This window comes from Sulfurimonas sp. (assembly GCF_014859695.1).
In the GTDB taxonomy this organism is placed as follows: domain Bacteria; phylum Campylobacterota; class Campylobacteria; order Campylobacterales; family Sulfurimonadaceae; genus Sulfurimonas.
In genome coordinates this window covers 1-25,724 of record NZ_JACUTS010000027.1, presented here as the reverse complement: position 1 = coordinate 25,724, position 25,724 = coordinate 1, and the positions used below count along the sequence as shown (strand labels likewise).

Genomic DNA, 25,724 nt, shown 5'->3' with positions numbered 1-25,724 from the left:
AGAGAACCAAGTGTTAACGTAGGTAGCGGGATTACTCCCGATACCGTAATAATTAGTAAAAGAAAGAAAAACGATGACTAAAAAAGCACAAGTGCTTTGGGCTCTCTGCCAAAGAGAACCAAGTGTTAACGTAGGTAGCGGGATTACTCCCGATACCGTAATAATTAATGAGAGGAAAAATTTATGATTCATAGAGCATGTAGCTTTTGCGGTACCCACGAGAGCGATGAAAATCCTCTTATTGCTGGAAACGGCGTATATATCTGTAAAAATTGTGTAATTTCTGCTTACAAGATAATGTTTGGTGATGATAGTGCGTCATCTTCAAAAAGTGATGAACTAGTCGACGCAGTTTCACAACTGATGACTCCAAAAGAGTTAAACAACTTCCTTGGAGAGTACATTATAGGGCAAGAGCGTGCCAGAAAACTTTTGAGCGTTGGAGTTTACAACCACTACAAAAGAATTTTCAAAAACCAAGAAGTTGCAGATGACGACACGGAAATCTCAAAGTCAAATATTCTTCTCATCGGACCTACAGGAAGCGGAAAAACTCTTATGGCGCAAACGATTGCCAGAGTCCTCAATGTTCCTATTGCCATTACAGACGCAACAAGCCTTACAGAGGCAGGATATGTAGGCGAAGATGTCGAGAATATTCTTACCAAGCTACTTCAAGCGGCTGACGGCGATGTCGAAAAAGCGCAAAGAGGGATAGTTTTTATAGATGAGATAGATAAAGTCTCTCGCATGAGCGAAAACCGCTCCATTACGCGTGACGTATCTGGAGAAGGTGTACAGCAGGCACTTCTTAAGATTATCGAGGGAGCTGTCGTAAATATTCCGCCAAAGGGCGGCAGAAAGCATCCAAATCAGGAGTTTATTGCAATAGATACAACAGGTATTCTCTTTATCTGTGGTGGTGCATTTGATGGTCTCGATGAGATACTAAAAAGAAAACAGGGCGAAAATGTTTTGGGATTCGGTCATGAAAAGAAGAGCAAAAAAGAGCAAAAACTAAGTTATGACATGGTTGAGCCTGATGATCTTGTTAGCTACGGTCTTATCCCCGAACTTGTAGGTCGTCTTCCTATCATAGCGTCACTAAACGAGATAACAGAAGATGACATGGTGCGTATTTTAACCGAACCTAAAAACTCAATTATTAAACAGTATAAAAAACTCTTCTCGATTGACAATGTTGAGCTGGACTTTGAAGAGGATGCACTAAGAGCAATCGCAAAAAAATCTATAAAGAGAAAAACCGGTGCTCGCGGACTACGTGCTATTTTGGAAGAGAATATGATAGATATCATGTATGAACTTCCTGAATACAGCGGGTATGAAGTTTTAATAACCAAAGCCGTAATAGATGATGGGGAGTCTCCCGTCTATATAAAAAAACACTCCAAGCAAATAGCATAAGGCAAAGTAATGATACTCAACAAATTAATCGGACTTTTTTCAAATGATTTGGCTATAGATTTAGGAACCGCAAACACGATTGTTATAGCCAAAGGCAGAGGCATCATCATAAATGAGCCCTCAGTCGTTGCCGTTAAAACGGAAAAATATGGCAGACAGAGAGTTTTAGCGGTCGGTAAAGAAGCAAAAGAGATGGTGGGTAAAACTCCCGGCAATATCAAAGCTATCCGCCCTATGAGAGACGGTGTTATCGCCGACTTTGACATTACTGAGAAGATGATTAGAAAATTCATCGAAAAAGCGCATGGAAGAAGATCTCTTATTAGTCCTAGAATTATTATCTGTGTGCCTTATGGGTTAACACAGGTTGAGCGAAAAGCTGTTCGCGAATCTGCCCTTAGTGCAGGTGCTAGAGAAGTGTTTCTAATAGAAGAGCCTATGGCAGCGGCAATAGGAGCGGGTATTGAGATACGTGAACCCCAAGGAAACCTCGTAGTAGATATCGGTGGCGGAACAACGGAGATAGGTGTTGTCTCACTTGGGGGCTTAGTTCTCTCAAAGTCTATACGCACCGCCGGAGACAAAATAGATCAGTCAATAGTAAACTTTATCAGAAAAAAGTACAATCTTCTTATCGGTGAGAGAGTTGCCGAGGAGATTAAAATTGCCATCGGAACGGCTGTTGTGCTTGAAGAAGAGTTGAAAATGACTATAACTGGTAGAGATCAGGTTGAAGGACTTTTAAGCTCAGTTGAACTAACAAGTGAAGATGCAAGAGAGGCTATGAGAGACCCTCTTAAAGAGATAGGAGAGGCTCTACGTGATGTACTAGAGCAAATGCCTCCTGATTTGGCGGGAGATATTGTAAACCACGGTATTATCCTAACAGGCGGAGGAGCACTTATCCGCCAACTAGACAAATTTTTAGCAGATATCGTTAAAATCCCAGTCTATGTTGCAGATGAGCCACTTTTAGCGGTTGCACGCGGAACCGGACGTGCCTTAGAAGAGATAGATTTACTACAAGAACTATTTGAAAATGAATAAGGGGCTCTTTAGCTTTTTCTTGTTATTTACTGCACTCCTAGTGGGTGCATTGTACTACACAAACATTATTCAATCGCCCTTTATTTCAGCGCTAAACAACATAAAATCAAACTATCACTCATCTACACAATATATACAAGAACAGATAGACAAACATTTTTTTCAAGCCAGACACATAACAGAGCTTAATGAAAAACTTGAAAAATACGAGAACAATGAACTCGTCATGCAGCAGCTATCCTCAGAGATAAACGATTTTTTTGCCGAAAATAACTCGACATTTAAAGTCGATCCAAACGTTGAACTTGTAAGAACTCTCTCCTACCAAAAATTCGGCGATTTTAACAGAATATGGCTTGAAGTAAACGACTATAACGCCTCTCGAGTTTATGGACTTGTATACCAAAATCTTGTCGCAGGAATTGTGATATCTCAAGAGGGAAGAGCGCTGGGACTTTTAAACAGAGATATAAAGAGCTCTTACTCCGTTTTTATAGGCGAAGAGAAGGCCCCTGGCATAGCTCACGGAAACAGCTCACAATATCTTATTGTAAAATTTATACCTGCTTGGCACCATATAAAAAAGGGTGATGAGGTTATAGCTTCAGGTCTTGATGAGATATTTTTTAATGGATTAAAAGTTGGAAAGGTACTATCTGTAACATCATCACAAGGGTATCAAAACGCTGTTATAGAGCCATACTACAAGGCTGACGATCCAAACTATTTTCATATAATAAAAAAGATAAAGTAAACCTCCATAACTCATCAAATCTTAAGTGCTTTTTACCTATAATAAGCAAATTTTATCTAAAGGTAAATGATGCCAAAACGCACCGACATTCACACTATCTTACTTATAGGCTCAGGTCCGATTATCATCGGTCAAGCCTGCGAATTTGACTACTCAGGAACTCAAGCCGTTAAAACACTAAAAGAGCTTGGTTACCGCGTGGTTCTTATAAACTCCAATCCGGCAACAATTATGACGGACCCCGAATTTGCAGACAGAACATATATAGAGCCTATAAAAGAAGAGGTAATTGCTAAAATTATCAGAGATGAGAAAGTAGATGCTATTTTACCTACCATGGGAGGGCAGACTGCTCTTAACGTCGCTACTAAGATGTATGAAAAAGGGATGCTTGAGGGAATTGAGTTTTTAGGGGCATCTCCTGAAGCTATTCATAAAGGCGAAGACCGCTCAGCCTTTACTGAGGCTATGGTAAAAATTGGTATGGATTTACCAAAAAGCCGCAATGCTCACAGTGTTGACGAAGCTATTGAAGTGGCTCTTGAGATTGGTTTTCCGGTAATAAGCAGAGCTTCTTTTACACTTGCAGGCGGTGGTTCGGGTGTAGCCTACAATATGGAAGAGTTTAAAAAATTAGCTCAGGAGGGACTCTCAGCTTCTCCAGTAAACGAAATTGAAATTATGGAATCTATGCTCGGCTGGAAAGAGTACGAGATGGAAGTTATCCGTGACAAATCAGATAACTGTATCATTGTCTGCTCCATCGAAAATTTCGACCCTATGGGTGTTCACACGGGAGACAGCATCACGGTAGCTCCGGCACTAACACTTACGGATAAAGAGTACCAAAGAATGCGTAATGCCTCTTTTGACATCTTAAGAGAGATAGGTGTCGATACGGGCGGAAGTAACGTTCAGTTCTCAATCGACCCAAAAACGGGGCGCATGATAGTAATCGAGATGAACCCTAGAGTTTCTCGCTCATCTGCACTCGCTTCCAAAGCAACAGGCTATCCCATAGCAAAGGTCGCTACGCTTTTGGCTGTTGGTTTTACGCTTGATGAGATTACAAACGACATTACCGGAACTCCTGCATCATTTGAGCCTGTAATTGATTACATTGTTACTAAGATACCTCGTTTTACTTTTGAAAAATTTCCCGAAGCTGAAAACACGCTAAGTACGAGCATGAAAAGTGTCGGCGAAGTCATGGCAATCGGGCGAACATTTAAAGAGTCCATGCAAAAAGCACTCTGCTCGCTTGAGACCGGACTATGCGGATTTGATGAGATAGACGCGGATATGGATTTTATAAAACATGAGATTCGTCGTCCAAACGCGGATAGAGTCCTCTATGTAGCAGAGGGTTTTCGCCGTGGCATGAGCGTAGAAGAGATGTTTGAAACATGCCAAATCGACCCTTGGTTTTTGTACCAGATAGAGGAGATTATCAAAACAGAGAGCATCATAACAGATAAGATTTTATTTGATGAAGTGTTTATGAGAAGCGTAAAAGTAGACGGTTTTTCGGACAAGAGAATCTCTGCTCTTATAAACAAAAACTCAAACTTACAGACATGTGAAGATGATGTCTACAGAGCGAAAAAAACTCTAGGCGTAAATCTGGAGTACAATGAAGTTGACACATGTGCGGCGGAGTTTGAAGCCCTCACTCCATACCTCTACTCTACTACAAATATCACAAAGTTGCCTAATGTTAAAAACAGAGTAAGCAACAAGAAAAAAGTGCTTATATTAGGCGGCGGACCAAACAGAATCGGTCAGGGTATAGAGTTTGACTACTGCTGTGTTCATGCTGCATTTGCGCTTAAGGAGATGGGTATAGAGACCATTATGTACAACTGTAATCCAGAGACTGTTTCAACAGACTATGACACCTCCGACGTGCTCTACTTTGAGCCGATTGATTTTGAACACGTAAGAGAAGTTATTGAGAATGAGCAGCCCGATGGCATCATTGTACACTTTGGCGGACAGACACCTCTAAAACTAGCAGACTCTCTCAATAAAATCGGAGCGAAGATTGCTGGAACGCCTTCGCATGTTATTGATTTGGCAGAGGATAGAGAGCAGTTCTCTAACTTTGTAAATCAACATGGGCTTAAACAGCCCTCAAACGGCTTGGCTCGCACGAAAGAGGAGTCTTACGTAATAGCACAGAGACTTGGTTACCCTGTGCTTGTACGTCCATCATTTGTTCTTGGCGGACGAGGTATGCGCATAGTTTACTGCGAAGATGAGCTAAAACAGTACATGGACTTGGCAGTATCTGTTTCAAACAATGCACCTGTTTTGGTAGATAAATTTTTAGATCAGGCTATTGAACTTGACGTTGACGCAATCTGTGACGGCGTAGATGTTTACATAGGTTCGGTTATGCAGCATATCGAAGAGGCGGGTATCCACTCTGGAGACAGTGCTTGTTCGCTTCCTCCTGTTAACCTCTCAAAAGAGATGATAGAAAAAGTTGAGCAGCAGACAAAAACAATAGCACTAGGTCTTGGCGTAATCGGACTTATGAATGTCCAGTATGCAATCTATCAAGATGAGATTTACCTTATCGAGGTAAATCCGAGAGCTTCAAGAACCGTTCCTTTTGTAAGTAAAGCTACGGGGATGCCTCTAGCAAAAGTAGCAACTCGCGTTATGATTGGCGAAACTCTTCGAAGCGCGCTTGAGTATTATGACAAATACAATATCGTCATGGAAGAAAACGGACTCTTAAAGCCTCGTTTAAAAGGACACATCTCCGTAAAAGAAGCGGTTTTCCCGTTTCATAAACTCTACGGTGCGGATTTGGTTCTAGGACCGGAGATGAAGTCAACAGGCGAAGTTATGGGCATAAGCTCAAATTTCGGTATAAGTTTTGCAAAAGCGCAGATTGCAGCGGGCAACAAAATAGCAAGAGAGGGAACATGCTTTCTCTCTTTTGTTGATACTGACAAAAAACATGCCCCAGAGATTGCAAGCGGTCTTCATAGACACGGATTCAGACTAGTTGCGACAAAAGGGACTCAAGCCGTCATTGAAGCGGCAGGAGTTCCTTGTGAAGTTGTTCTAAAGATCTCTGAAGGTCGCCCAAATATAGAAGACAGCATGAAAAACGATGCTATCCATATGGCAATCAATACATCGGACAACAACACCTCAAAGAAGGATGCGATTGTTATACGCCAAGAGGTTCTTAAGAGAAACATCCCATACTTCACGACTCTTAGTGCTGCAAGAGCGCTTATACTTGCCCTTGATGAGATGAGAGACGATTCATGGTCCTCCTCCAAAGCGCTGCAAGACTTTCTAGCATAGAGATGCCTGTAATACTCACTCAAACCGACACTACCGTCGGTTTTTTGTCTCAAAATGAACAAAAACTCTACGAGATAAAATCCCGCCCGCAAACAAAGCCTTTTATAAAAGTTTACAAAGATTTTAAAAGTTTCATGCAAGATGGAAACAGGGTTGCAACAGGGAGAAAAAATCTGGTTCGCCGCTCAAAAAAAACTACGTTTATCATAAATAATTTTTCATTCAGAGTTGCAAAAATCAGACTTGATTCGCAGATACTAAGAGAAACTCCTTGGTTTTACTCAACTTCTGCAAATAAAAGCGCTGAGAGTTTCAATAGAGATTTTTGTGAATCAAAAGCTGATATAATAATAGAAGATTGGCACTCTTTAAGTGAAAAAGGTGCGTCCTCACTTATAAAAATAAACTCTAAAAAGAGGAGAAAACTGAGATGAACAAGGCAATACAAGCGTTTCTCACGGGTATGTTTATAACTTTTATTCTGGACTTCTTTCTATTTTTGGGAATTTTACTCAACTATATAAATTTTTATAACATTGAACTCTACTACAATATTTTGTTTGCGGACAACCAAAACGGCTATCTGTTTTTTGGATTGACGCTTATTCTGGGCTACATTATCGTCTACTTGAATAATTACAAAATAAGTCTTTTGGTTACCGGAGTGCTCTCTTTTCTTGTTCTGTTAACGCTTTTTCAAAGCATTGGTCACAGTGTAGGAGAGGCTTTGTTTATGAAAAAAGAGACTATTTTAGAGACCTCTAAGAGAACCTACAGCGGCGATATTCTCTATGATGGAAGAGAGTATATTACGTTTTATGAGCACAGTCTCAACAAAATTATTAAAATAAGTAAAAAGGATTTAAAAAAGTGAGACATATTTCTTCTCTGGCAAACGGAGTTGCACTCGGAAGTGCGGGTTTAGTTATGATGAGTGTTCTTAGCGGATGTTCATCACAAGAGCGCCAAGAGCCGCAAAATAGATATTTAGTTATAGAGCAGCAGGCAAACGGAAAGTATATTGTAATTGAAGAGATGCCGACAGATGGTCCAAACAGAGCTATAATCCGCGAAAAAGATGCAAACGGCAATAGTGTTGAGCGTTTTATGAACGAAGATGAGATGAAGCTCTTGGCAGAGCAGGAGTACCGAAAAGTTCAAGAAGGAACATCCGAGACACTCTCAAGCGGTGATAGTAGCCCTGGAATGGGTTTGGCAGGAACTATCCTAGCGGTTGCTGCAGGCTCCCTTTTGGGCAATATGATAGGCAATGCCCTTATGAAGAATAAAAACTTTGCCTCTAAATCATCTTCGGTAAACAAGAGTGCTTACAGCCGCTCTGCGGCAGCAAGAGCCTCAAGCGCATCTAGCAAAAAAAGTTTTTTTGGCAGCTCTACAGCTTCTACTTCAAAAACTTCTGCGTATGGCGGTTGATATTGGTAAGATTAAAAAATATAAAACCTCTAAAAAATGAGCAACTGGAAGAGCTTGGCTTTACATGGCATACAGATAGCGACAGCAGCAGATACATAAGTGACACTTTGGTAAAAATTACGCAAGAGGAAGCTGAGGCGTATTATGAGGCGGTAAATGAACTTTACGACATGTATGCCGAAGCTGCGGAGTATGTTATACAAAACAACCTCTTTTTTGAGCTTGGAATCCCGTTTAACCTTATTGACGCGATTAAAAAAAGTTGGGAAAATGATGTCCACTGGCATGTTTACGGCAGATTTGATCTAGCAGGCGGCTTAGATGGCAAACCCATCAAGCTTCTTGAGTTCAATGCCGATACGCCTACATCGCTTTTTGAAACTGCTCTTTTGCAGTGGGCGCTTTTAAAAGAAAATGGATTAGATGAAGAGAGCCAGTTTAACAATGTCTACGATGCTATAAAAGAGAACTTCAAACGTCTTATCACGCTCTTTGAGGATACAGAACTCTTCGATGAGAGATATGATGGCTGGAAGATACTCTTCTCCTCTATCCATGGCAATGACGAGGAGGAGGCAACTACAAAACTGCTTCGTCAGATTGCAACGGATGCCGGTTTTAATACGGGATTTGAGTATCTGCAAAATGTAAGGTTTGATGAAGATGGCATCTATGATAGAGACGACAACAGGTATGAGTACTGGTTTAAACTCTATCCATGGGAAGATATAGCCATTGACGAGCCTGAACTTGCAACGACTCTGAGTAACATTATGCAAAATCAGAGTGCAATTATATTAAACCCTGCATATACGCTGCTTTTTCAATCAAAAGGGATGTTAAAGATACTCTATGACCTCTTTCCTGATTCACCGTATCTTTTAAAAACATCTTTTAAACCTCTAGCGGGGATAAAACATGTAGAGAAGAGCGTTTTTGGCAGAGAAGGCGCGAACGTAAAGATAGTTGGCTCTGATGGAAGTGTGCTACATGAACAAAATGGACCTTACGGCAACTACAAAAAAGTCTATCAAGAGTACGTAGAGTTAAACATGGATGAGAACAAAGAGAAATATCAAGCAGGAGTTTTCTTTGCTTATGAAGCTTGCGGTCTAAGCTTTAGAAAAGGCGGCGAAATACTAAATAACATGAGCAAATTTGTAGGTCATGTTATAGATTAGCCTTAAGCTTCTGCTTTAAGATAATCTTTCCGGCCTCGACTCCGGGCTGATCATAGGCATCTATGTACATAAATTTTGCACAAACAGATGTTAAAAGTTCATACTCATACATCAGTCTTGCAATGGAGTTCTCGCTTACACTGTCTATAGTTATCACATCACAAGGAATGTCACCAAGATTATTTATTGACTCTATCGTCGCATCCGCCTGCTCATTTATGAGAGAGGAAAACTCTATATTATCAGTATAATCAAGCTCCTCAAGCCCCTCCAGTTTTACGCTTGGAATTTTTAGATTGCTGTGAAAATCCTCAACCTTGATAACCGTTACCGTCTTGTCGCGTCTGCCTTCAACTATTAGCTGCAAAAATGAGTGCTGATCAATTGGCCCGATAATTCCTATGGGAGTGAGCCCCTGCCTTGTGCTGTTGATATCAATCTTTCCAAGACTCTCGCCCCAGAGCTGAATATACCACTTGTTAAATCCATCCAATCTTGAGGAGTAAGAGAATACGACATTGATGTTAAAGCTGTTTTTATACTCTACGAAAAATCTAGCTTTATTAAGCACTCTCTCATATGCCTGAGTTTGGCTAAAAAATGAGTCATGTGTCTCTTTGGCACCCGATAAAAGAGCGTCAATATCTATACCGACAATAGCAAGAGGAACCAAACCCACCGCGCTAAATACCGAAAATCTTCCGCCTACGTTTTTTGGTATCTCAAAGCTCATAATCTCATTTGCTTTTGCATACTCATTTAGCTTGGAGTCACTCTCCGTTATAACAAGCGTGTTGTTTTTGTCGCATGTAACGAGAGAGTGGATATATTTAAAGATAGAGACGGTCTCGATAGTGGTACCGGATTTTGAGATAACGATAAAAAGAGTGTCCTCTAAATCAATATTTTCCAGCTTTGATTTTATATCTATAGGGTCGGTAGTCTCCAAAAAGTAGAGTTTTTTACTCAAACTTTTTGAATATTTTAAAAATTTATAGATAGCGTAAGTACCCAAAGTGCTTCCGCCTATGCCGATTACAACTATATTTTTTTGTTTAACGGATTTTGCATACTCTTTATACTCCGAAGTGTCACTAAATACAAGATTGTAGTATCCTATATAATCCTTCTCTTTTACAATTTCGCTAAAAATATCCTCATCTGAGATAGTCGGGTTAAAGTTATGCTGATAGTTCATTTTATACTCTCCTTTTGTTATAAAAATAGTTTGTAGCCTCTACAAAACCGTCTACGCTTCCGCAGTCAAATCTTTTGCCATCAAACTTATAGGCAATAACCCTGCCCTCTTTTGCCTGAACTAAAAGTGCATCGGTTATCTGAATCTCGCCGCCTTTTCCCGGTTTTGTCTCTCTTAAGATGTCAAAAATATCTGGTGTAAGTATATACCTTCCGATGATTGCAAGATTTGAAGGAGCATCTTTAGGATCCGGTTTTTCTACCATGTCTGTGACTCTGATTACGCCCTCTTCTTCCTCTTCACCGGCAATAACACCATATTTGTTGCTGTCCTGCGGCAGTATCTCTTCAACCGCAACGATTGAACAGCGATACTTCTCATAAAGTTTTACCATCTGCGTAAGAACCGAGTCTGCGTCATTATCGCATAAATCATCAGCTAATACCACTGCAAATGGTTCATCCCCAATAAGCGTTTCACCGCTAAGAATGGCATGTCCGAGCCCCTTCATCTCAATCTGTCTTGTATAGGAAAATGTACATTTTGTAATAACGTCTCTTATCTCTGTAAGATAGTGCTCTTTTGAGGTCCCTTTTATCTGATGCTCAAGCTCATAGGAGATATCAAAATGATCCTCTATAGCGCGTTTTCCTCGACCCGTGACAATTGCCATCGTTTCAATCCCCGCGCTTATCGCCTCTTCAACGCCGTACTGCAACAGCGGTTTTGTAAGTACGGGAAGCATCTCTTTTGGTATAGCTTTTGTAGCCGGAAGAAACCTTGTTCCGTATCCTGCAGCAGGGAAAAGGCATTTTGAAATTTTTGTTCTGTCTTTTGGCATCTTCTTATCCTAATAATTTATAATTTTTTTTGCAAATTCTATCTAATCACACCATAGAAATAGTTAAATTTTTAGCTTATACACCTTTGCATGAGGAGTCATAATAACCTCCTCAAAGAGAGTTTTGTCATACTCCTCTAACACCATCAGTTGTATATAGAGCGAGTTGTATGTTTTTTCATCAACGACTAAAAATGTGTTATAGCTTGACATATATATTATATTTACGCTTGCAGTGGGATTTAGCATCTGTATATTTTTTGAAAGATTTATGCTCTTGTCATATGATGTTTGAACAAATCTCTTTATCGGCACAGTTTGGTTGCTAAGAGTGATTGTCCCCTTTTGCGTATCAAACAAAATTCCCTGCCCAAGATTTACAATATTTTGCTCCTGCTTGAACATTTTTGAAACATAAAATAGCGAGCGCTTTTTCATCTCTCCGCTCATCAGGTCTATGTTTGAGAACATCTCAACTGTCGGATAGATATCAAGCATCCTGTATGGCAGGTAGAGATAAACATCTCTTGTCTTTTGAGGAAGCTCTATATCACTCTCAAGTGAGAGCAAAAAGTCATTTGTATCACTAAAACCGTAATCCTTTGTCATCTGCTCTATGTTTGAAAATATTGTCAAGTTTTTATCTTTGATTAGCTCTTTGTTCTCTTCTGTAAACTTAAAACTCTTCTCCGTATACTCTACATCAAGTCTTGCCATCTTTGCCGCTGCTTCTTGAGGATGCGTCAGAATAAAGCTTACAGGGAAATTTACGGCTCCCCTGTGTTTTCCGCCGTCTATTAACGTTTTAACATCGCTGTAGTAACGCAACGGATAGCCATAATCCCACCATGCAACTACATAATCTTCTCTCCCAGCTCTCTCTTTAAATCTATCGAGTATCTTTACCTCATCCGCATTAAATACTGTAGGAACTCTGTAATCCTGTACATGCGCTATGTTTGGATATAAAACCGCCATGCTTAGAGCGGTAACTGTTAAAAACTTCAATCTTTTTGTAGGCATAAAGCGTGCTGTCTCGGTAATCAAAAAAGCAGCTCCAAAAGCCAATACTGGCACCGCGTAGATGGTAAAGCGAAGCCCTCCGACATATGCCAAAAATCCAAGACCTATAAGAGGGAGTCCAAAGAGCATGATTTTATGCCTGTACACCAGATAGATAAATCCTCCGACCGAAATAACAAACGTAACAACATGTCCGCTTATCCTGTTTGCAAACATCTCAAAAGGGATATGCCCCGCCTCTCTTACCGTCTGCATGACTGAATAGAAGTGGAGCTTTAATCCCTCTTCACCAACACTAATGGCATCCTTAAAAACATACCCTTTTAGCTGGCTCCAGATTGGGTTAAACCCGCCTGAGGCAAAGAAAAGAAGTATGGATGCACCCAAAATATAGTAGGCATATCTGTCAAACTGTTTTTGCTTGTAGATATAAAAGACAACTAAAACCAAAATAGCTCTAATGTAGCCCTCAAGACCGACCATAGCTACCATCATGATAGCCAAGAGTTTATAGTTGTAGATATTTTTTCTATCCCAAATCAGAGTATAGAGAAGGATAAGTCCAAAAAATGAGAACTCAAGCGAGTAACTTTGAGGATACCACCATCTATATATTAAAATATCAATTGCCGTGATAATCAGATACTTATCTTCATTTGTTTTAACCGCCCAGATAATCGACCAAAGAAGAAACATGGGAAGCACAATGTTTAACATATCGGTATCGTAATAGCCTATCATTGTGCGGTTGTAGTAACTCCATGCAATGCTTGCCAAAAGCGCGGCTACAAGCCCAAGCTCAAGATTGTCAAGACTTTTTGCGATTAGTATAATGGGAATGACCACGAGCGAGCCCAAAATTACCGGCATAAAAAGGATGATGCTCTCAAAAGAGAAGGGCAAGATGTAGGCAAAGAGAGCCGTTAACTGCGAAGCGGCTGTAGTTATCGGAGAGAGGTCGTTTTCTTGAGAGACACCGCTTAAGATATCTCTTGCCCCCTCAGCCCAACAATAACCGTCATTGGTGTTTATCATAAACTGTCCGTTAAATTTAAACGGCTCATAATCTGCAAATTGATAGAACCATATCATTCTGACCGCAACCGAAAAAAGAAAGGCGACTGCTATATAAAGGAGGGTTAACTTTGTCTCTTTTGTTAAATTATTCAATTTTATATCTCTGTATTTTTATTTTGTACTCATTAGATTCTGTCATTCTATCATATTTTATTGCACCCTTTAAAAGCAAAGCGTACTTCTGCACTAAAGTTTTTAAAACATGCTCTTTTTTCTCTTTTGGTAACTCTAGAGTAAGCAGTTTTTCTAAAGCTCTTACCCTGAACCTGTCCATTCCCCAGTGTTTGGCACTCAGCTGATCATCGCACCCGCCATACTTTGTTATCAGCTTTTCATCAATCAATCCGATTTTGTTTTCTAGAGAAACCCTAAGCCACATATCATAATCTTCGCACACTTCCAAACTCTCGTCAAACTCTCCGACATCCGCAAAAATCTCTTTATGCAAAAGTGCTGCAGATGGGGCGATAATACAGTGCGAGAGGCACTCCGTGAAGATATAGCCGCCAAATTTACGAAATTTTTTAGGCATCTTCACTTCATCACCGTCTCTAATCCACTTCTCATCCGTATAACTCATGCGTATATCCGGGAAATTTTTATGAAACTCTGCATGATGAGCTAGTTTATCTTCATGCCATGTATCATCGGAGTCTAAAAATGCCACCCACTCACATATAGACTCTTTTATACCTAAATTTCTGGCACTTGAGACGCCTCTGTTTTTTTGGTAAAAGTATCTGACCCTAAAGGATGACCTTGAGGCCTTTTGCGGAAAAAGGTTTTTGATTTGTGAGGTTTCATCAGTTGAGCCGTCATCTATAACAATGACCTCTTTTGGTTTAAGTGTTTGAGCATAAACAGAGCTTAAGGCTCTTTGTAAAACTTCATATCGGTTATATGAGGGGATTACAACCGATATCTCCATTTTTTACCAGACTTTAATTTCGTTATAAACGCTGTCTCTCTCTACGGGAATAAATCCGCTGTTTTTTATAAGTGCGGTAAAATCTTCGAGCTTTACTCCGTTAGCACTCTTTGCGCCGGCAGCCGAGTTTATAGACTCTTTTTCTATAGTTCCGTCCAAATCATTTGCGCCGAACTCCTGAGCAACTAAAGCCAGATTTACAGTGCTTGTTACCCAGTAAGCTTTTAGATGTGGCACATTATCTAGGACTATGCGACTGATTGCCATAGTTTTTAAAATCTCATTTGCAGTTATGGGCTCTTTTATATTGAGGTAATTATTTTCAGTCTGATACACAAGCGGAATAAAGCAGTTAAAGCCTCCGGTAACGTCCTGAAGAGAACGTATACGCATCATGTGGTCTATGCGGTTTGCACGGCTTTCGACATGTCCAAAAAGCATGGTAACATTGCTCTTTTTACCTCTCTCATGCCATTTTCTATGAATCTCAAACCACTGCTCAGAGGTAACTTTGCCTTTGCAGATATAGTCACGAACCTTCTCATCAAATATCTCCGCGCCGCCTCCGGGCATAGAGTCCACGCCGTTTTGCACCATCAAGTCGAGTATCTCATCATAACTTTTCCCATAATGACGTGAGAGAAAATCAACCTCTGCCGCGGTAAGCGCTTTTACATGAATGTGGGGATAAGCACTCTTAATCTTTTTAAAAATCTCCAAGTACCACTCTAAACCCGTATTTGGATTGTGAGCCGAGACGATATGAACCTCTTTTGCCCCGCGAGAATCTATATCTTTTACGATATTTAAAATCTCGTCATGCGTCATAGTGTACTGGTTGGGGTTTTTTCTAGTTGCACTGTAAGCACAAAACTTACAGACATCCGCACAAACATTCGTAGGGTTTATATGGCGGTTTATATTAAAGTATGTCTTTTTGCCGTGTCTGTTTTTACGAATCGTATCTGCTAATTCTCCGAGGTCAAAAAGCTCCATATCATAAAGGGTAAGCGCCTCTTCGAAACTTATTCTATGTCCTGCTAAAATTTTATCTTTTAAATTCATCAATTACTTTAACGCCTCAAATTTCTCAAGCTCACCCAGCTGTTCCCAAGGGTAATCACTCTGTCCGACCTGCCCGCGAGCTGCTACATCTGCGTATAAAAACGTCTCTTTCGATGGCATATCAAGGCTAAATTTTCTTGTTATCCAGTTTGGAGTCAACGGAAAGTTATCTAGTACAAAAGTTGATAATTTATCATCATCCAAGCCATTTATTACTGTTCCGTATGTGTCGACCGTAACCGATGTAGGCTTAGCAACGCCGATTGCGTAAGAGATCTGAACAAGCGCTTTTTTTGCCAAACCTGCTGCTACGATATGTTTTGCAATGTAACGCGCCGCATAAAGCCCGCTTCTGTCAACTTTCGTATAGTCTTTTGAGCTTTGAGCGCCGCCGCCGATAGGAGCATAACCGCCAAAACTGTCCACAATAAGCTTTCTTCCGGTAAGTCCTGAGTCATGCAGTGATGAGTGAGAGACATATTTTCCCGTAGGATTAATGTGAATAATACAGTCGTTTTTGTCATAAAGTTCGCTCGGAAGCCCTGCGTCGTCTATCAACTCGCCTATGAGTTTTCTCACACTGTTTATATCCATAGTATTAACACATGGAGCGGAGACGACAATCGTGTGGATTTTTTGCGGTCGGCAGCTCTCGAAATTCTCTTTCTTGCCGTAATCCATAGTAACTTGAGTCTTGATGTCAACACCTAGCTTAGATGGGTTTGCTTTGGCATAGTTATAAACTTTTTCCATCAAAACTCTTGCATAAGTGATAGCACTCGGCATAAAGTTTTTTGTCTCGATGTCGGCATAACCGAACATAATCCCCTGATCGCCCGCACCTATCTCGCCGTCTTCTTGGTCAACACCTTGATTTATATCCGGAGACTGCGCATTTAAAAGCACTTGAAGCTCTATATCTTCAGGATGAAGACACTCCTCTTTTGTAAAGTAGGGATTTCCGTCATAGCCGATGTTTACAAGCGCGTCATGAACAATTTTCTTATAATCTTCCGTCGTTATTCTAGTTTTTGAGGTTACTTCCCCGCCGATGACAATATGTTTGCCTGCGACAAAAACCTCTGACGCAACTCTTGATTTTGGATCTCCGATAATTAACTTATCAACGATGCTATCTGCGATAATATCCGCACATTTATCGGGATGCCCCGGACTAACTACTTCACTTGTAAAAAGATACATCTATTTCCTTGAGTTATTATCAGCCCGCAAGACTTTTGCCTCGCGTACTAGTTTGAAAAACACCCCTTAATTTCGGTTTTTACTCTTTAAAACTAGAGCACTAAACCGGGTGCCTTCCACATTGAAGTCGTAATATTATCATCTACTAACTTTAATTGCACTTCGTATGCTTTTTCAAATTTAATTTTTATCTCATCGTAAACTTTTTTATTCTCTAAATTTGGCTCATAAATTCTGTCCCAGACAACAAGCTCTTGCGCTGCGTCCGTTATGCTCCTATAGACCCCTATTCCCACTCCCGCCGCCATTGCAGCCCCCAAAGCGGTAGCTTCCGTTACTTTGGGAATTTTAACTCTGCATCCCGTAACATCGGCGACTATTTGCGACCAAAGCTTTCCTTTGCTTGCACCGCCCGCAAAGACTATTGTCTCTATTTTTACGCCCGTAAAATCTCTTATTTTATCAAGATTTATGCTTGAAACTATCGCGGCATTTTCCTGCAAACTTCTAAACATTGATGCTCTGTTACATGTATCTGGATTTATGCTTAGGTTTAAAAAACTCGGAGCCGCATGATACCACTTGCCATACTTCATAGAGTCTGAGAATATCGGTAAAATACCGTAAGAACCTACTGGAACTTTTGAGGCTTTTTCTTCCATCAGTGCATAAACATCCACGCCCTGCTCTTTAGCTTCAAGCTTCTCCATGTCGCAAAAAGCGTCTCTGAACCAGCGCATAACAAGTCCGCTAAAAAAGGTAATACCCTCTGCTTGAGACTGGTTTGGGACTACATGCGGATTTACTCTTATATTCATGTCAAGCGGCGGAGGCGTATTTTTATCTATGTTTACAACCTGCTGCCAAAAAGAGCCGCCAAGAATTGCCACCTGTCCAACCTCAACAACACCCAAACCTGCCGAACCTAGCTGAACATCGCCTCCGCCCATGACTACTTTAGTCGCTGTTGACAAACCGCTATCTTTTGAAGCACTCTCAGTAACGCTTCCCATAAGAGTTCCGACCTCCAAAACTTGCACAAAAATATCATCCTTAAGCCCGACTTTTTTAGCCATTTCAGGCATCCAGTCACGGTTTTTTAAAGAGAATATTCCGGTAGTTCCGCCATTACTCGGGTCGGTGGCGATAATACCGCTAAGACGAGCCAATATCCAATCCCCAATCATAGATATTTTCGCAACTCTCTCGTAAATTTCCGGTCTATTGTTTTTTAACCATAAAATTCGCGGAATTGCCCCAAGTGCGAAAGTCTGTCCCGACTCTTTGTAAAACTCCTCTTCTATGCCTTTAAAGTTCTCTTTTAAAAAGCGTACTTCCTCGCTAGCCCTTGCATCGACATTTGCAACCGCCCAGAGTTCATTGCCATCTTTATCATAAAGAACAATCCCCTCACGCATACTCGTAGCACTAAGAGCGGCTATATCATTACCTCTTAGATTTGCACTCTCTAAAGACTCCTTTATACACTCACATGTAAGAGCCCAATTAGCATCAAAATCAAAGCTCATGGAGTTAGGCACACCCTGCTCTTCTAGATGTCTCCACTCCTGCTGAGCAACGCTTATCTGATTGCCCGACATGTCAAAGATAACCGCCCTAACACTCCCTGTCCCTGCGTCTATTGCCATTAAATATTTCATTTATTATCCCCTTAAATTGAGTAACTGACCTTACGCACTTTTGTAAAAAAGTTCGCAAATACCTCTAATTTTCTCGAAAAGTACACTTTTCGTAGCTTTAGGGGGTTGCAGGGACATTTGTCCCTGCCACTAAAACGGACGCGTTCGTTTTAGTGCGTAACATCAGTGAGTAAAAGATCATTGCGTATATCTACACGCAGGATATCTGCCGTATCCCCAAAAACTGTTTTTTTCATACTTCTCTTTGGCTTGTTTTGATTTATCATCAATTTGCTTTAATATCACACAATTCCTTCATATTTTTTTTCAAATCATTACTCCAAAACTTCCCAGTGACCGCGGGTTCCTCCAACTCTTTGCAATATCCCTTTTTCTTTGAGTTTTGCTATATTCTCTTCTATTTTTCTTTTTGATATAGCGACAACTTCAGATAATTTATCCGCAGAAATTTTACTGTTTTGCTTTATGTGTTCTACTATCTTTTGTTGATTTTGGGTAAGATTGCCGACCTTATTGCCGACCTTATTACCGACCTTTTCTATTGCTTCAAATATTGACTCAAGCATAAACTCTATAAAAACAGTGCTTTGTCCGTCGCTTGTGCAAATTTCCAGTACTTTATAATACTCTTGTTGTTTGTCTCTAACAATACTCTCAATCGGGATAATGCTAAAAGTTCTATTCCAACTTTGCAATATCAAACTTTGCCAAAATCTTCCCATGCGACCATTTCCATCTGCAAAAGGATGAATAAATTCAAATTCATAATGAAACACACTGCTTACTACAAGAGGATGCTCGTCCGTATCTGCAAGCCAATCAAATAGATTACCCATAAGACTTGACACTTGAGCCTGTGGAGGTGCAACATGCACTACGCCATCTCTACCGCCAACACCCACATCGCTATTTCTATAGCTTCCAGCTTTTTTAAGAAGCTCGTCCATCAAGATTTTATGGGATTTTAGCAAATCTTTTTCATCAAGAAAGTTTAAAGTATCCATCTGCTTATAAAGAGATATTGCTCCTTTTGCTTCTGCAAGCTCGTTAACAGTTCCGAGTACTATCTTGCCTTCAAGCAGAGCTGTAATTCTCTCTTCATCAAGCGTATTCCCCTCTATTTGAAGAGTTCCTGTGATAGTTCTGATTTGATTAATTTTTCTAAGCATTGGCAAATTTATATTTGCTTCCTTTGCTTCAAGTTTTCCGATATTGAGACTTATCTTGCTTATCAAATCTATTATTTTTGATGTAATAGTATACGGCGGTTTGTAACCCATCCCACTTCCCTTAAAATTCAACTTACCCCAAAACCTCTAACTCATCGCTGTATTTATCTTCGCAGTACTGCTCATAGCTTGATTTGTAGATTTTGTAATGCTCTGATGCTTTATGTCCCTCAAGTGCGGCTTCATCTCTCCAAGTCTCTACTGCAAAAAACTTCTCGGGTCTGGCTTTGCACTGAAAAATATCGTAAAATATACAGCCATCCTCTGCTTTAGAGGGCTTAACCATTGCTGTTAAAAGCTCTTTCATCTTATCTACTCCATCTTTTTTTGCTATAAATGTCACTTTCTTTGTTATCGTCATTTTTTATTTTCCTATGCTTAAATTTTAATCTTAGCGATTATATCAAAAATGGGTAATTTGACTATAATAATAAAAAAATTAGGATATCTGCTTTGGATTTAATACTGCAAATTGAAGATTTAATAGAAAAAGAGGGCAGCGATTTTGAACTCTCTAAACTTTTTAAAGCCTTTATTCATAAGTATAAAACCTCGCTTGGCGAACTCTTTGTAAAAAATCAGGGAAAAGATTTTTTAGTCCGCCACACAAAGCAGCTCGACTCCATAATCTCCTTGATGTACAAAACAGTTCTAAGACGCATCTTTGGAAACTATCTTCCCATGAGAAGCTCCATTCCCATAGCCATTGTTGCGCTTGGGAGTTACGGGCGTGAACAGCTCTGCGTTCACAGTGATGTGGATCTGCTTATAGTTTATGAGAAAGTAGACGGCTTCAACAGTGAGCTTATAATTGAGAAATTTTTCTACCTCGCTCTTGATGCAGGGTTGAAACTGGGGCACAGAGTTCATGAGGTAAGCGACCTTTTTGCAGCAAGTAAAGAGGATATTACCATCAGAACCGCACTGATGGAAGCTAGGTTTGTAACCGGTTCTACGCTTACATGGCATGAGAGTGGCAAAGAGCTAAATAAAATCCGTTTGCATGACCAAAAAGAGTTTATTTTAGCAAAGATTACGGAGGCGCAGGCTAGACGCAAAAAATATCCGACCTCCATGCAGCCAAACATCAAAGAGAGCGTGGGCGGACTTCGCGACTCCAACTTTATATTTTGGATTGCCCACACCATCTACGGAGTCTCAACGCTCAAGGATTTGGCAGGCTCTCTCTTTTTAGATGAGGAGTACAGAGAGTATAGAATGGCGCTGGAGCTGCTCTTTCGCACAAGAAGCGCTCTGCATCTTATTACAAACAAACAAGAAGACAGGCTTCTTTTGGAATTTATCCCTGAGGTGAGCCGTCTTTTGGGATTTAAAAATCAACAAAAGATGGTTACAAAAGTTCTTGAAGCGCAGTGGCGCATAAGCAACTTTACGCAAATTTTTGTCAAAAAGATGATTCGTCCCTATATCGCCGACATGTCACAGCTGGGCAACTTTAGAAAAAATCGTCTAAGCAGAGGGATTTACAGCCTTAATGAGAGAGTTTATGCGTCCTACAATCTGCCGATTCAGCCGCTCAACAAACTTCTTGAGATTTTAGTTTCGCTTGAAGATAAGCCGTACCATTTCGATGCAGGGTTTTTGCGCCAATTTACCTACGTAAAAATATCCCACCCTCTTCAAGCCAAAACATACTCTCTTTTAAAAGAGCTCTTCAAAAAAAGGTACATGTACAGCTTTTTAAAACTTTTTTACGATGCTGGGGTGCTTCATCATCTATTCGGCGCTTTTAAAAAGGTTCTTCACCTGCCGCAGTTTGACGGTTACCATCACTATCCCGTAGATATTCACTCCATTAAATGCGTCGAGGCGCTGGAAAATATAAAAGAACCTTTCATCAAAAAACTCTACGATGAGTTTAACAGCGACGAGAGGCTTTTGCTAAAGATTGTAACGCTCTTTCATGACAGCGGAAAAGGGAGAGTTCAGGACCACAGCGAGGTGGGTGCCAAACTTATCACTCCATTTACTACGAAGATGAAACTAAAAGAAGAGGAGAAAGAGAGATGCGTTACTTTAATAAAACACCATGTAACCATGAGCAACGTGGCACTCAGAGAAAACATACACAACGAAAAGACGCTCTATAAATTTATGTCAAACGTGGGAGATGTCAAAAATCTGCAACTTCTCTATGTTCTCACTTACGCGGACATAAACGGTGTCGGTGAAGGAGTCTATAACTCTTTTACCTCAAAACTTCTACGCGAACTCTACACAAACGCGCTGGAAGTTGCCCAAAACTTAGGCAGAATAACAGACGCATCTAAGAGATTAAATATAGAAAAACGTTTAGCAAAACTTCAAGAATTTTTAGAGCTTCCAAAACTCTTACAAAGCAAACTTCTTAGGGTTGAGTCAAATCTATTTTTCTTTAAACATACGCCGCATGACATTATAGAGATTGCAAAAAAAGCGTCCCAAACAAAAGAGTATGACTTTTCAATTCACTCGCAAAGCTCTTTGGCTATAGAGATTTACAGAAAAATTCCGCTAAACATCGGTTATCTTCTGGCATCTCTAAGCCACCTTGATGTTGCCTCCATGGAGATATTTACACTTTTTGAGAGCGTAAAATATTTTAAGATAGAGTTTATTGAACATGTGGATGAAAATGAGACCATTCATATAGAAAATATAATCAACAACGCTTTTGATATGAGCAGACATATAAAACTAAAAGATGTAACCATACATGAAGATGAGATAGGAGTCGATTGTGAACACTCACTCACCCATGCAGAGGTTACAATCAACACCCAAAACCAAAAAGGTCTTTTGGCTTATATCATGGAGTGTTTTGAAGAGCTTGGCATAAACATAGTCACCGCAAAGATTCACAGCACTAAACATAAAGTAAGAGACAGCTTCTTAATCCAAAAACAAAACGATATATGCAATAATGTCGCAAAAATATATAAACTACTGACAAAAGGCAACTAAGAATGTGCGGAATTGTGGGATATCTTGGGCAAAAAAATACAAAAGAGATTTTATTAGACGGACTTAAAGAGCTTGAGTATCGCGGATATGACTCTGCGGGAATTGCAGTTTTAGAGAATGGAAAATTTTCTAGCTACAAAGCGGTCGGAAAACTTATCAACCTTCAAGAAAAAACTAAAGATTTTAAAACAGAGGGTTTTGCAATCGGTATCGGACATACAAGATGGGCTACACACGGAAAACCGACAGAGTTAAACGCCCATCCGCACTTAGGCGAATCATCTTATGTTGTTCATAACGGTATCATTGAAAACTACGCAACGCTCAAAAAAGAGCTCCAAGCAAACAGTGTTACATTTTTAAGCCAAACAGACACTGAGGTCATTGTGCATCAGTTTGAGAAAAATCAAAAAAGTGCAAAAAATAGTTTTGAAGCTTTTGCAAAAACTATAAACGAGCTTCACGGCGCTTACGCAATTTTGCTTGTTACAAAAAATGAACCCGATACTATCTTCTTTGCAAAACACGGCTCACCGATGCTTGTCGGAGTAAACGGCGAGAATGAGAAGTATTTTGCATCTTCAGACACGCCTCTCATCGGACACTGCCAAAACGTAAACTATTTTGAAGACGGAGATTATGGCTATGTAACTCCTGAAACAATAGCTATTTTTGACAAAGATGGAGCCAAAAAAGAGCCTAAATTTAGCGCCCTTACTCAGAACAAACTCCTAGCTCAAAAAGACGGCTACAGATTTTTTATGGAAAAAGAGATTTATGAGCAGAGCGTTGTGATCTCGGATACTCTTATGGGAAGACTAAGCGATAATGAGATTATATTTGACGAGCTTGAGGAGAGTCTATTTGAGGGCATAAACGAGATAAAACTCTGTGCATGCGGAACATCGTACCACGCTGCAATGAGCGCATCATACCTATTTGAACGCTACTCAAAGATAAAAACTTCGCTAGAGATTGCAAGCGAGTTTCGTTACAGAGAGCCGATAATGACAAAAGATACTCTATTTGTAGTAATCTCTCAAAGCGGCGAGACTGCCGACACGTTAGAAACTTTAAAGATGGCAAAAGCCGCGGGACTTAAAACTTTGGTTATCTGCAATGTCGACAACTCATCTATGGTTAGATTAGCTGATGCTACTATTTTAACAAGAGCGGGTATAGAAAAAGGGGTTGCTTCAACAAAAGCTTTTGCAACGCAGGTTGCAGTTTTTTGGATGTTAAGCCTCTATATTGCAAAACTTAAAAACTCCCTTGGCAGGAGCGAAATAGCCTCACATATCTCACTGCTTCGCGAAGTTCCATCACATGTAAAAGTAAACGACGATATGCACGAACGCATAAAAAGATTGTCAAAAAGATATCTTCACGGTCACGGTTTTTTCTTTATCGGCAGAGATGTTTTCTATCCGTTGGCAATGGAAGGGGCTCTGAAACTAAAAGAGATCTCCTACCTTCATGCGGAGGGCTATCCTGCGGGGGAGATGAAGCACGGTCCCATTGCTCTTGCCGACCCTGAACTCTTCACAATTGCACTATTACCAAAACATCTCCATTATGAGAAGGCAAAAAGCAACGTAGAGGAGCTGAGTGCTAGGGATTCTACTATCTGCGCTATTAGCCAGATAGTATTTGATAAAGCTGACGACTTTGTAGAGATATCTGCTTGCAGTCACTATATGCTTGAGTTTTTTGAGATGATGGTCGTTGTGCAGTTATTGTCTTTGGAGATATCTATAAGATTAGGTAATGACGTCGATATGCCTAGAAATTTAGCAAAAAGCGTAACTGTCGAATAATTAGCTGATATTTCAAACTAAATTTATATTTACTTAGCTATTATAAAAAATAAATTACCATATAAAGCGATTTACATGAAAACAAAATCCAGACTTTTACTCATAGTTACATTCATGCTACTCGGACTTACTGCCGCAACGATTGTCAATATCTCACTTAACTTTAGAGAGTACAGCATAAACAGTGCCGTAGAGAAATCACAACTGGCCGCAAACATTGTAAAAGATGGACTTACCGCTCATATGGTAAACAACATGATGGACAAGAGACAGTACTTTTTAGACAAAATTGCTACCAGCAACAATATCAAATCTCTCTGGATTGCCAGAGGCGAAAATGTTATTCAGCAATACGGAGAGGGTCTTAGCAACGAAGTAATCAGGGATGAGATAGACAAAGAGGTTTTAAGAACCGGAGAGAGCGTACAAAAAATTAGCGAAAACACAAAAAACACTATACTAAGAGTAACTATTCCATATAAAGCCTCAACCCCTATGGACAACACGAACTGTATGTCGTGCCATAATGTAAATAGAGGCGATACTCTCGGCGTTATTAGTATGGAGTTTGATATCAGCGATATGAGAAGCAGTGGAATGCTTACTATCCTAAAAATTCTAGGAATAAACCTGCTCTTTATAGTAGTAGTTCTATTCTTAATCAACTACTATATAACCCCGTATCTAAATCTTTTCTCAAACCTGCAAAGCGGTATTAAAAAAGCATATAGCGGAGATTTTACACACAATTTTGTCTCAAAAGTAGGCGGAGATGCTAGAAGCGTCGTAGATCAGATGAACTCGCTCTTTAGAAAGATGCAGGAGACTTTTGGCGATATAAAATATAATCTTGCAACATTTATCCCTCAGGGATGTGTCTCATCAAGTGATCCGCTTTATGAAGCAAAAACTATTATCAGCGAACTCTCCGACATCTACAAGTTTAAAAAGACGATTGAACTTGACGGCTCTAAAGATGAAGTATATACAAGAATTATTGATATTTTAAAACTAAAGTACCAAGTCGGTCATTTTGCATTTTACGAAGTAAACAATGTAACGTCTGAAAGAAAACTTATATATAGCACCGAAGAGGAGAATATCTGTTTCGAGAAGACCAACAAAAACGCGATGGAGTGTAGAGCCCATAGAACAAACAGCGTAACAATCTCGACAGAGTTTCCAAATCTTTGTCAAGCGTGTCTTGCTATTGATATAGATTATGTCTGTATTCCTTTTACTATAAACCATGATATCTCTTTAACGGTTTCTATGACATCCGAGGATAGAGACGAAGTTGAGAAGATGAAGAAAAACATCTCAAGCATTAAACACTATCTAGAGGCGGCGAAGCCTGTTATAGAGAGCCAGATACTCATGGAGAAGCTAAGAGACACCTCTCTTAGAGACGGTATGACGGGTCTTTATAATAGAAGATTCCTAGAAGAGGTAATTGACAAAATAATGAGTCAGGCAACGAGAAATAATGACACTTATCACGGCTGATTCATTCTAAAAGACAACAAAGTTTTTTAATATTTCCTCCAAGC

The 25,724-nt window shown here is 40.0% G+C and carries 20 protein-coding genes; 11 read left to right on the top strand and 9 right to left on the bottom strand.

Features of this window, described 5'->3' with window-relative positions; translation table 11 throughout:
* The first annotated feature begins 183 nt into the window (after nucleotides 1-183).
* From clpX to IBX42_RS06595, 8 genes are all read left to right on the top strand, one after another.
* Nucleotides 184-1,425, top strand: coding sequence for an ATP-dependent Clp protease ATP-binding subunit ClpX (gene clpX / locus IBX42_RS06630; RefSeq protein ID WP_294930655.1), 1,242 nt, complete (start codon nucleotides 184-186; stop codon nucleotides 1,423-1,425).
* A gap of 9 nt (nucleotides 1,426-1,434) precedes the next feature.
* Nucleotides 1,435-2,472, top strand: a complete 1,038-nt coding sequence (locus tag IBX42_RS06625; protein WP_294930652.1) for a rod shape-determining protein — start codon at nucleotides 1,435-1,437, stop codon at nucleotides 2,470-2,472.
* On the top strand, nucleotides 2,465-3,226 hold the full coding sequence (gene mreC / locus IBX42_RS06620; RefSeq protein ID WP_294930662.1) for a rod shape-determining protein MreC: 762 nt from the start codon (nucleotides 2,465-2,467) through the stop codon (nucleotides 3,224-3,226). Before IBX42_RS06625 ends, mreC begins: the two co-directional genes overlap by 8 nt.
* 69 nt (nucleotides 3,227-3,295) lie before the next feature.
* A complete protein-coding gene (gene carB, locus IBX42_RS06615; protein WP_294930658.1) occupies nucleotides 3,296-6,553 on the top strand; it encodes a carbamoyl-phosphate synthase large subunit in 3,258 nt (1,085 codons plus the stop codon).
* Nucleotides 6,554-6,555: 2 nt separating this feature from the next.
* The gene (locus IBX42_RS06610) at nucleotides 6,556-6,987 is read left to right on the top strand and encodes a hypothetical protein (protein ID WP_294930648.1); all 432 of its coding nucleotides are present in this window, start codon (nucleotides 6,556-6,558) and stop codon (nucleotides 6,985-6,987) included.
* Nucleotides 6,984-7,427, top strand: a complete 444-nt coding sequence (locus tag IBX42_RS06605) for a hypothetical protein (protein WP_294930645.1) — start codon at nucleotides 6,984-6,986, stop codon at nucleotides 7,425-7,427. Before IBX42_RS06610 ends, IBX42_RS06605 begins: the two co-directional genes overlap by 4 nt.
* Nucleotides 7,424-7,987 (top strand): hypothetical protein, encoded by a 564-nt coding sequence (locus IBX42_RS06600; RefSeq protein ID WP_294930642.1) that lies wholly within the window; start codon nucleotides 7,424-7,426, stop codon nucleotides 7,985-7,987. Before IBX42_RS06605 ends, IBX42_RS06600 begins: the two co-directional genes overlap by 4 nt.
* 2 nt (nucleotides 7,988-7,989) lie before the next feature.
* Nucleotides 7,990-9,168 (top strand): glutathionylspermidine synthase family protein, encoded by a 1,179-nt coding sequence (locus IBX42_RS06595; protein ID WP_294930639.1) that lies wholly within the window; start codon nucleotides 7,990-7,992, stop codon nucleotides 9,166-9,168.
* Here the strand turns inward: IBX42_RS06595 and IBX42_RS06590 are convergent.
* From IBX42_RS06590 to IBX42_RS06550, 9 genes are all read right to left on the bottom strand, one after another.
* On the bottom strand, nucleotides 9,158-10,366 hold the full coding sequence (locus IBX42_RS06590) for a glucose-6-phosphate isomerase (protein ID WP_294930636.1): 1,209 nt from the start codon (nucleotides 10,364-10,366) through the stop codon (nucleotides 9,158-9,160). The two genes, IBX42_RS06595 and IBX42_RS06590, sit on opposite strands and share 11 nt — an antisense overlap.
* Nucleotide 10,367: 1 nt before the next feature.
* Nucleotides 10,368-11,207: a UTP--glucose-1-phosphate uridylyltransferase GalU gene (gene galU / locus IBX42_RS06585; RefSeq protein ID WP_294930633.1), complete on the bottom strand. Its 840-nt coding sequence runs from the start codon at nucleotides 11,205-11,207 to the stop codon at nucleotides 10,368-10,370.
* Nucleotides 11,208-11,270: 63 nt separating this feature from the next.
* Nucleotides 11,271-13,400, bottom strand: coding sequence for an STT3 domain-containing protein (locus IBX42_RS06580; RefSeq protein WP_294930630.1), 2,130 nt, complete (start codon nucleotides 13,398-13,400; stop codon nucleotides 11,271-11,273).
* A complete protein-coding gene (locus tag IBX42_RS06575; protein ID WP_294930627.1) occupies nucleotides 13,393-14,235 on the bottom strand; it encodes a glycosyltransferase family A protein in 843 nt (280 codons plus the stop codon). The genes IBX42_RS06580 and IBX42_RS06575 overlap by 8 nt, the downstream gene beginning before the upstream one ends.
* 3 nt (nucleotides 14,236-14,238) lie before the next feature.
* Nucleotides 14,239-15,300 (bottom strand): aminofutalosine synthase MqnE, encoded by a 1,062-nt coding sequence (gene mqnE, locus IBX42_RS06570; protein ID WP_294930625.1) that lies wholly within the window; start codon nucleotides 15,298-15,300, stop codon nucleotides 14,239-14,241.
* A gap of 3 nt (nucleotides 15,301-15,303) precedes the next feature.
* Nucleotides 15,304-16,503 (bottom strand): methionine adenosyltransferase, encoded by a 1,200-nt coding sequence (gene metK / locus IBX42_RS06565; protein ID WP_294930622.1) that lies wholly within the window; start codon nucleotides 16,501-16,503, stop codon nucleotides 15,304-15,306.
* A gap of 92 nt (nucleotides 16,504-16,595) precedes the next feature.
* On the bottom strand, nucleotides 16,596-18,164 hold the full coding sequence (lsrK, locus tag IBX42_RS06560) for an autoinducer-2 kinase (RefSeq protein WP_294930619.1): 1,569 nt from the start codon (nucleotides 18,162-18,164) through the stop codon (nucleotides 16,596-16,598).
* Between the two features lie 314 nt (nucleotides 18,165-18,478).
* Nucleotides 18,479-19,444, bottom strand: a complete 966-nt coding sequence (locus tag IBX42_RS06555) for a Fic family protein (protein ID WP_294930616.1) — start codon at nucleotides 19,442-19,444, stop codon at nucleotides 18,479-18,481.
* Nucleotides 19,445-19,466: 22 nt separating this feature from the next.
* Nucleotides 19,467-19,754 (bottom strand): putative quinol monooxygenase, encoded by a 288-nt coding sequence (locus tag IBX42_RS06550; RefSeq protein ID WP_294930613.1) that lies wholly within the window; start codon nucleotides 19,752-19,754, stop codon nucleotides 19,467-19,469.
* A gap of 92 nt (nucleotides 19,755-19,846) precedes the next feature.
* Between IBX42_RS06550 and IBX42_RS06545 the strand changes: the two genes are divergently transcribed.
* The 3 genes from IBX42_RS06545 to IBX42_RS06535 all read left to right on the top strand — a co-directional run bounded on the left by IBX42_RS06545 (nucleotide 19,847) and on the right by IBX42_RS06535 (nucleotide 25,680).
* The gene (locus IBX42_RS06545; RefSeq protein ID WP_294930610.1) at nucleotides 19,847-22,357 is read left to right on the top strand and encodes an HD domain-containing protein; all 2,511 of its coding nucleotides are present in this window, start codon (nucleotides 19,847-19,849) and stop codon (nucleotides 22,355-22,357) included.
* Between the two features lie 2 nt (nucleotides 22,358-22,359).
* A complete protein-coding gene (gene glmS, locus IBX42_RS06540; RefSeq protein WP_294930607.1) occupies nucleotides 22,360-24,174 on the top strand; it encodes a glutamine--fructose-6-phosphate transaminase (isomerizing) in 1,815 nt (604 codons plus the stop codon).
* Nucleotides 24,175-24,249: 75 nt separating this feature from the next.
* On the top strand, nucleotides 24,250-25,680 hold the full coding sequence (locus tag IBX42_RS06535) for a GGDEF domain-containing protein (protein WP_294930604.1): 1,431 nt from the start codon (nucleotides 24,250-24,252) through the stop codon (nucleotides 25,678-25,680).
* Nucleotides 25,681-25,724: the final 44 nt, after the last annotated feature.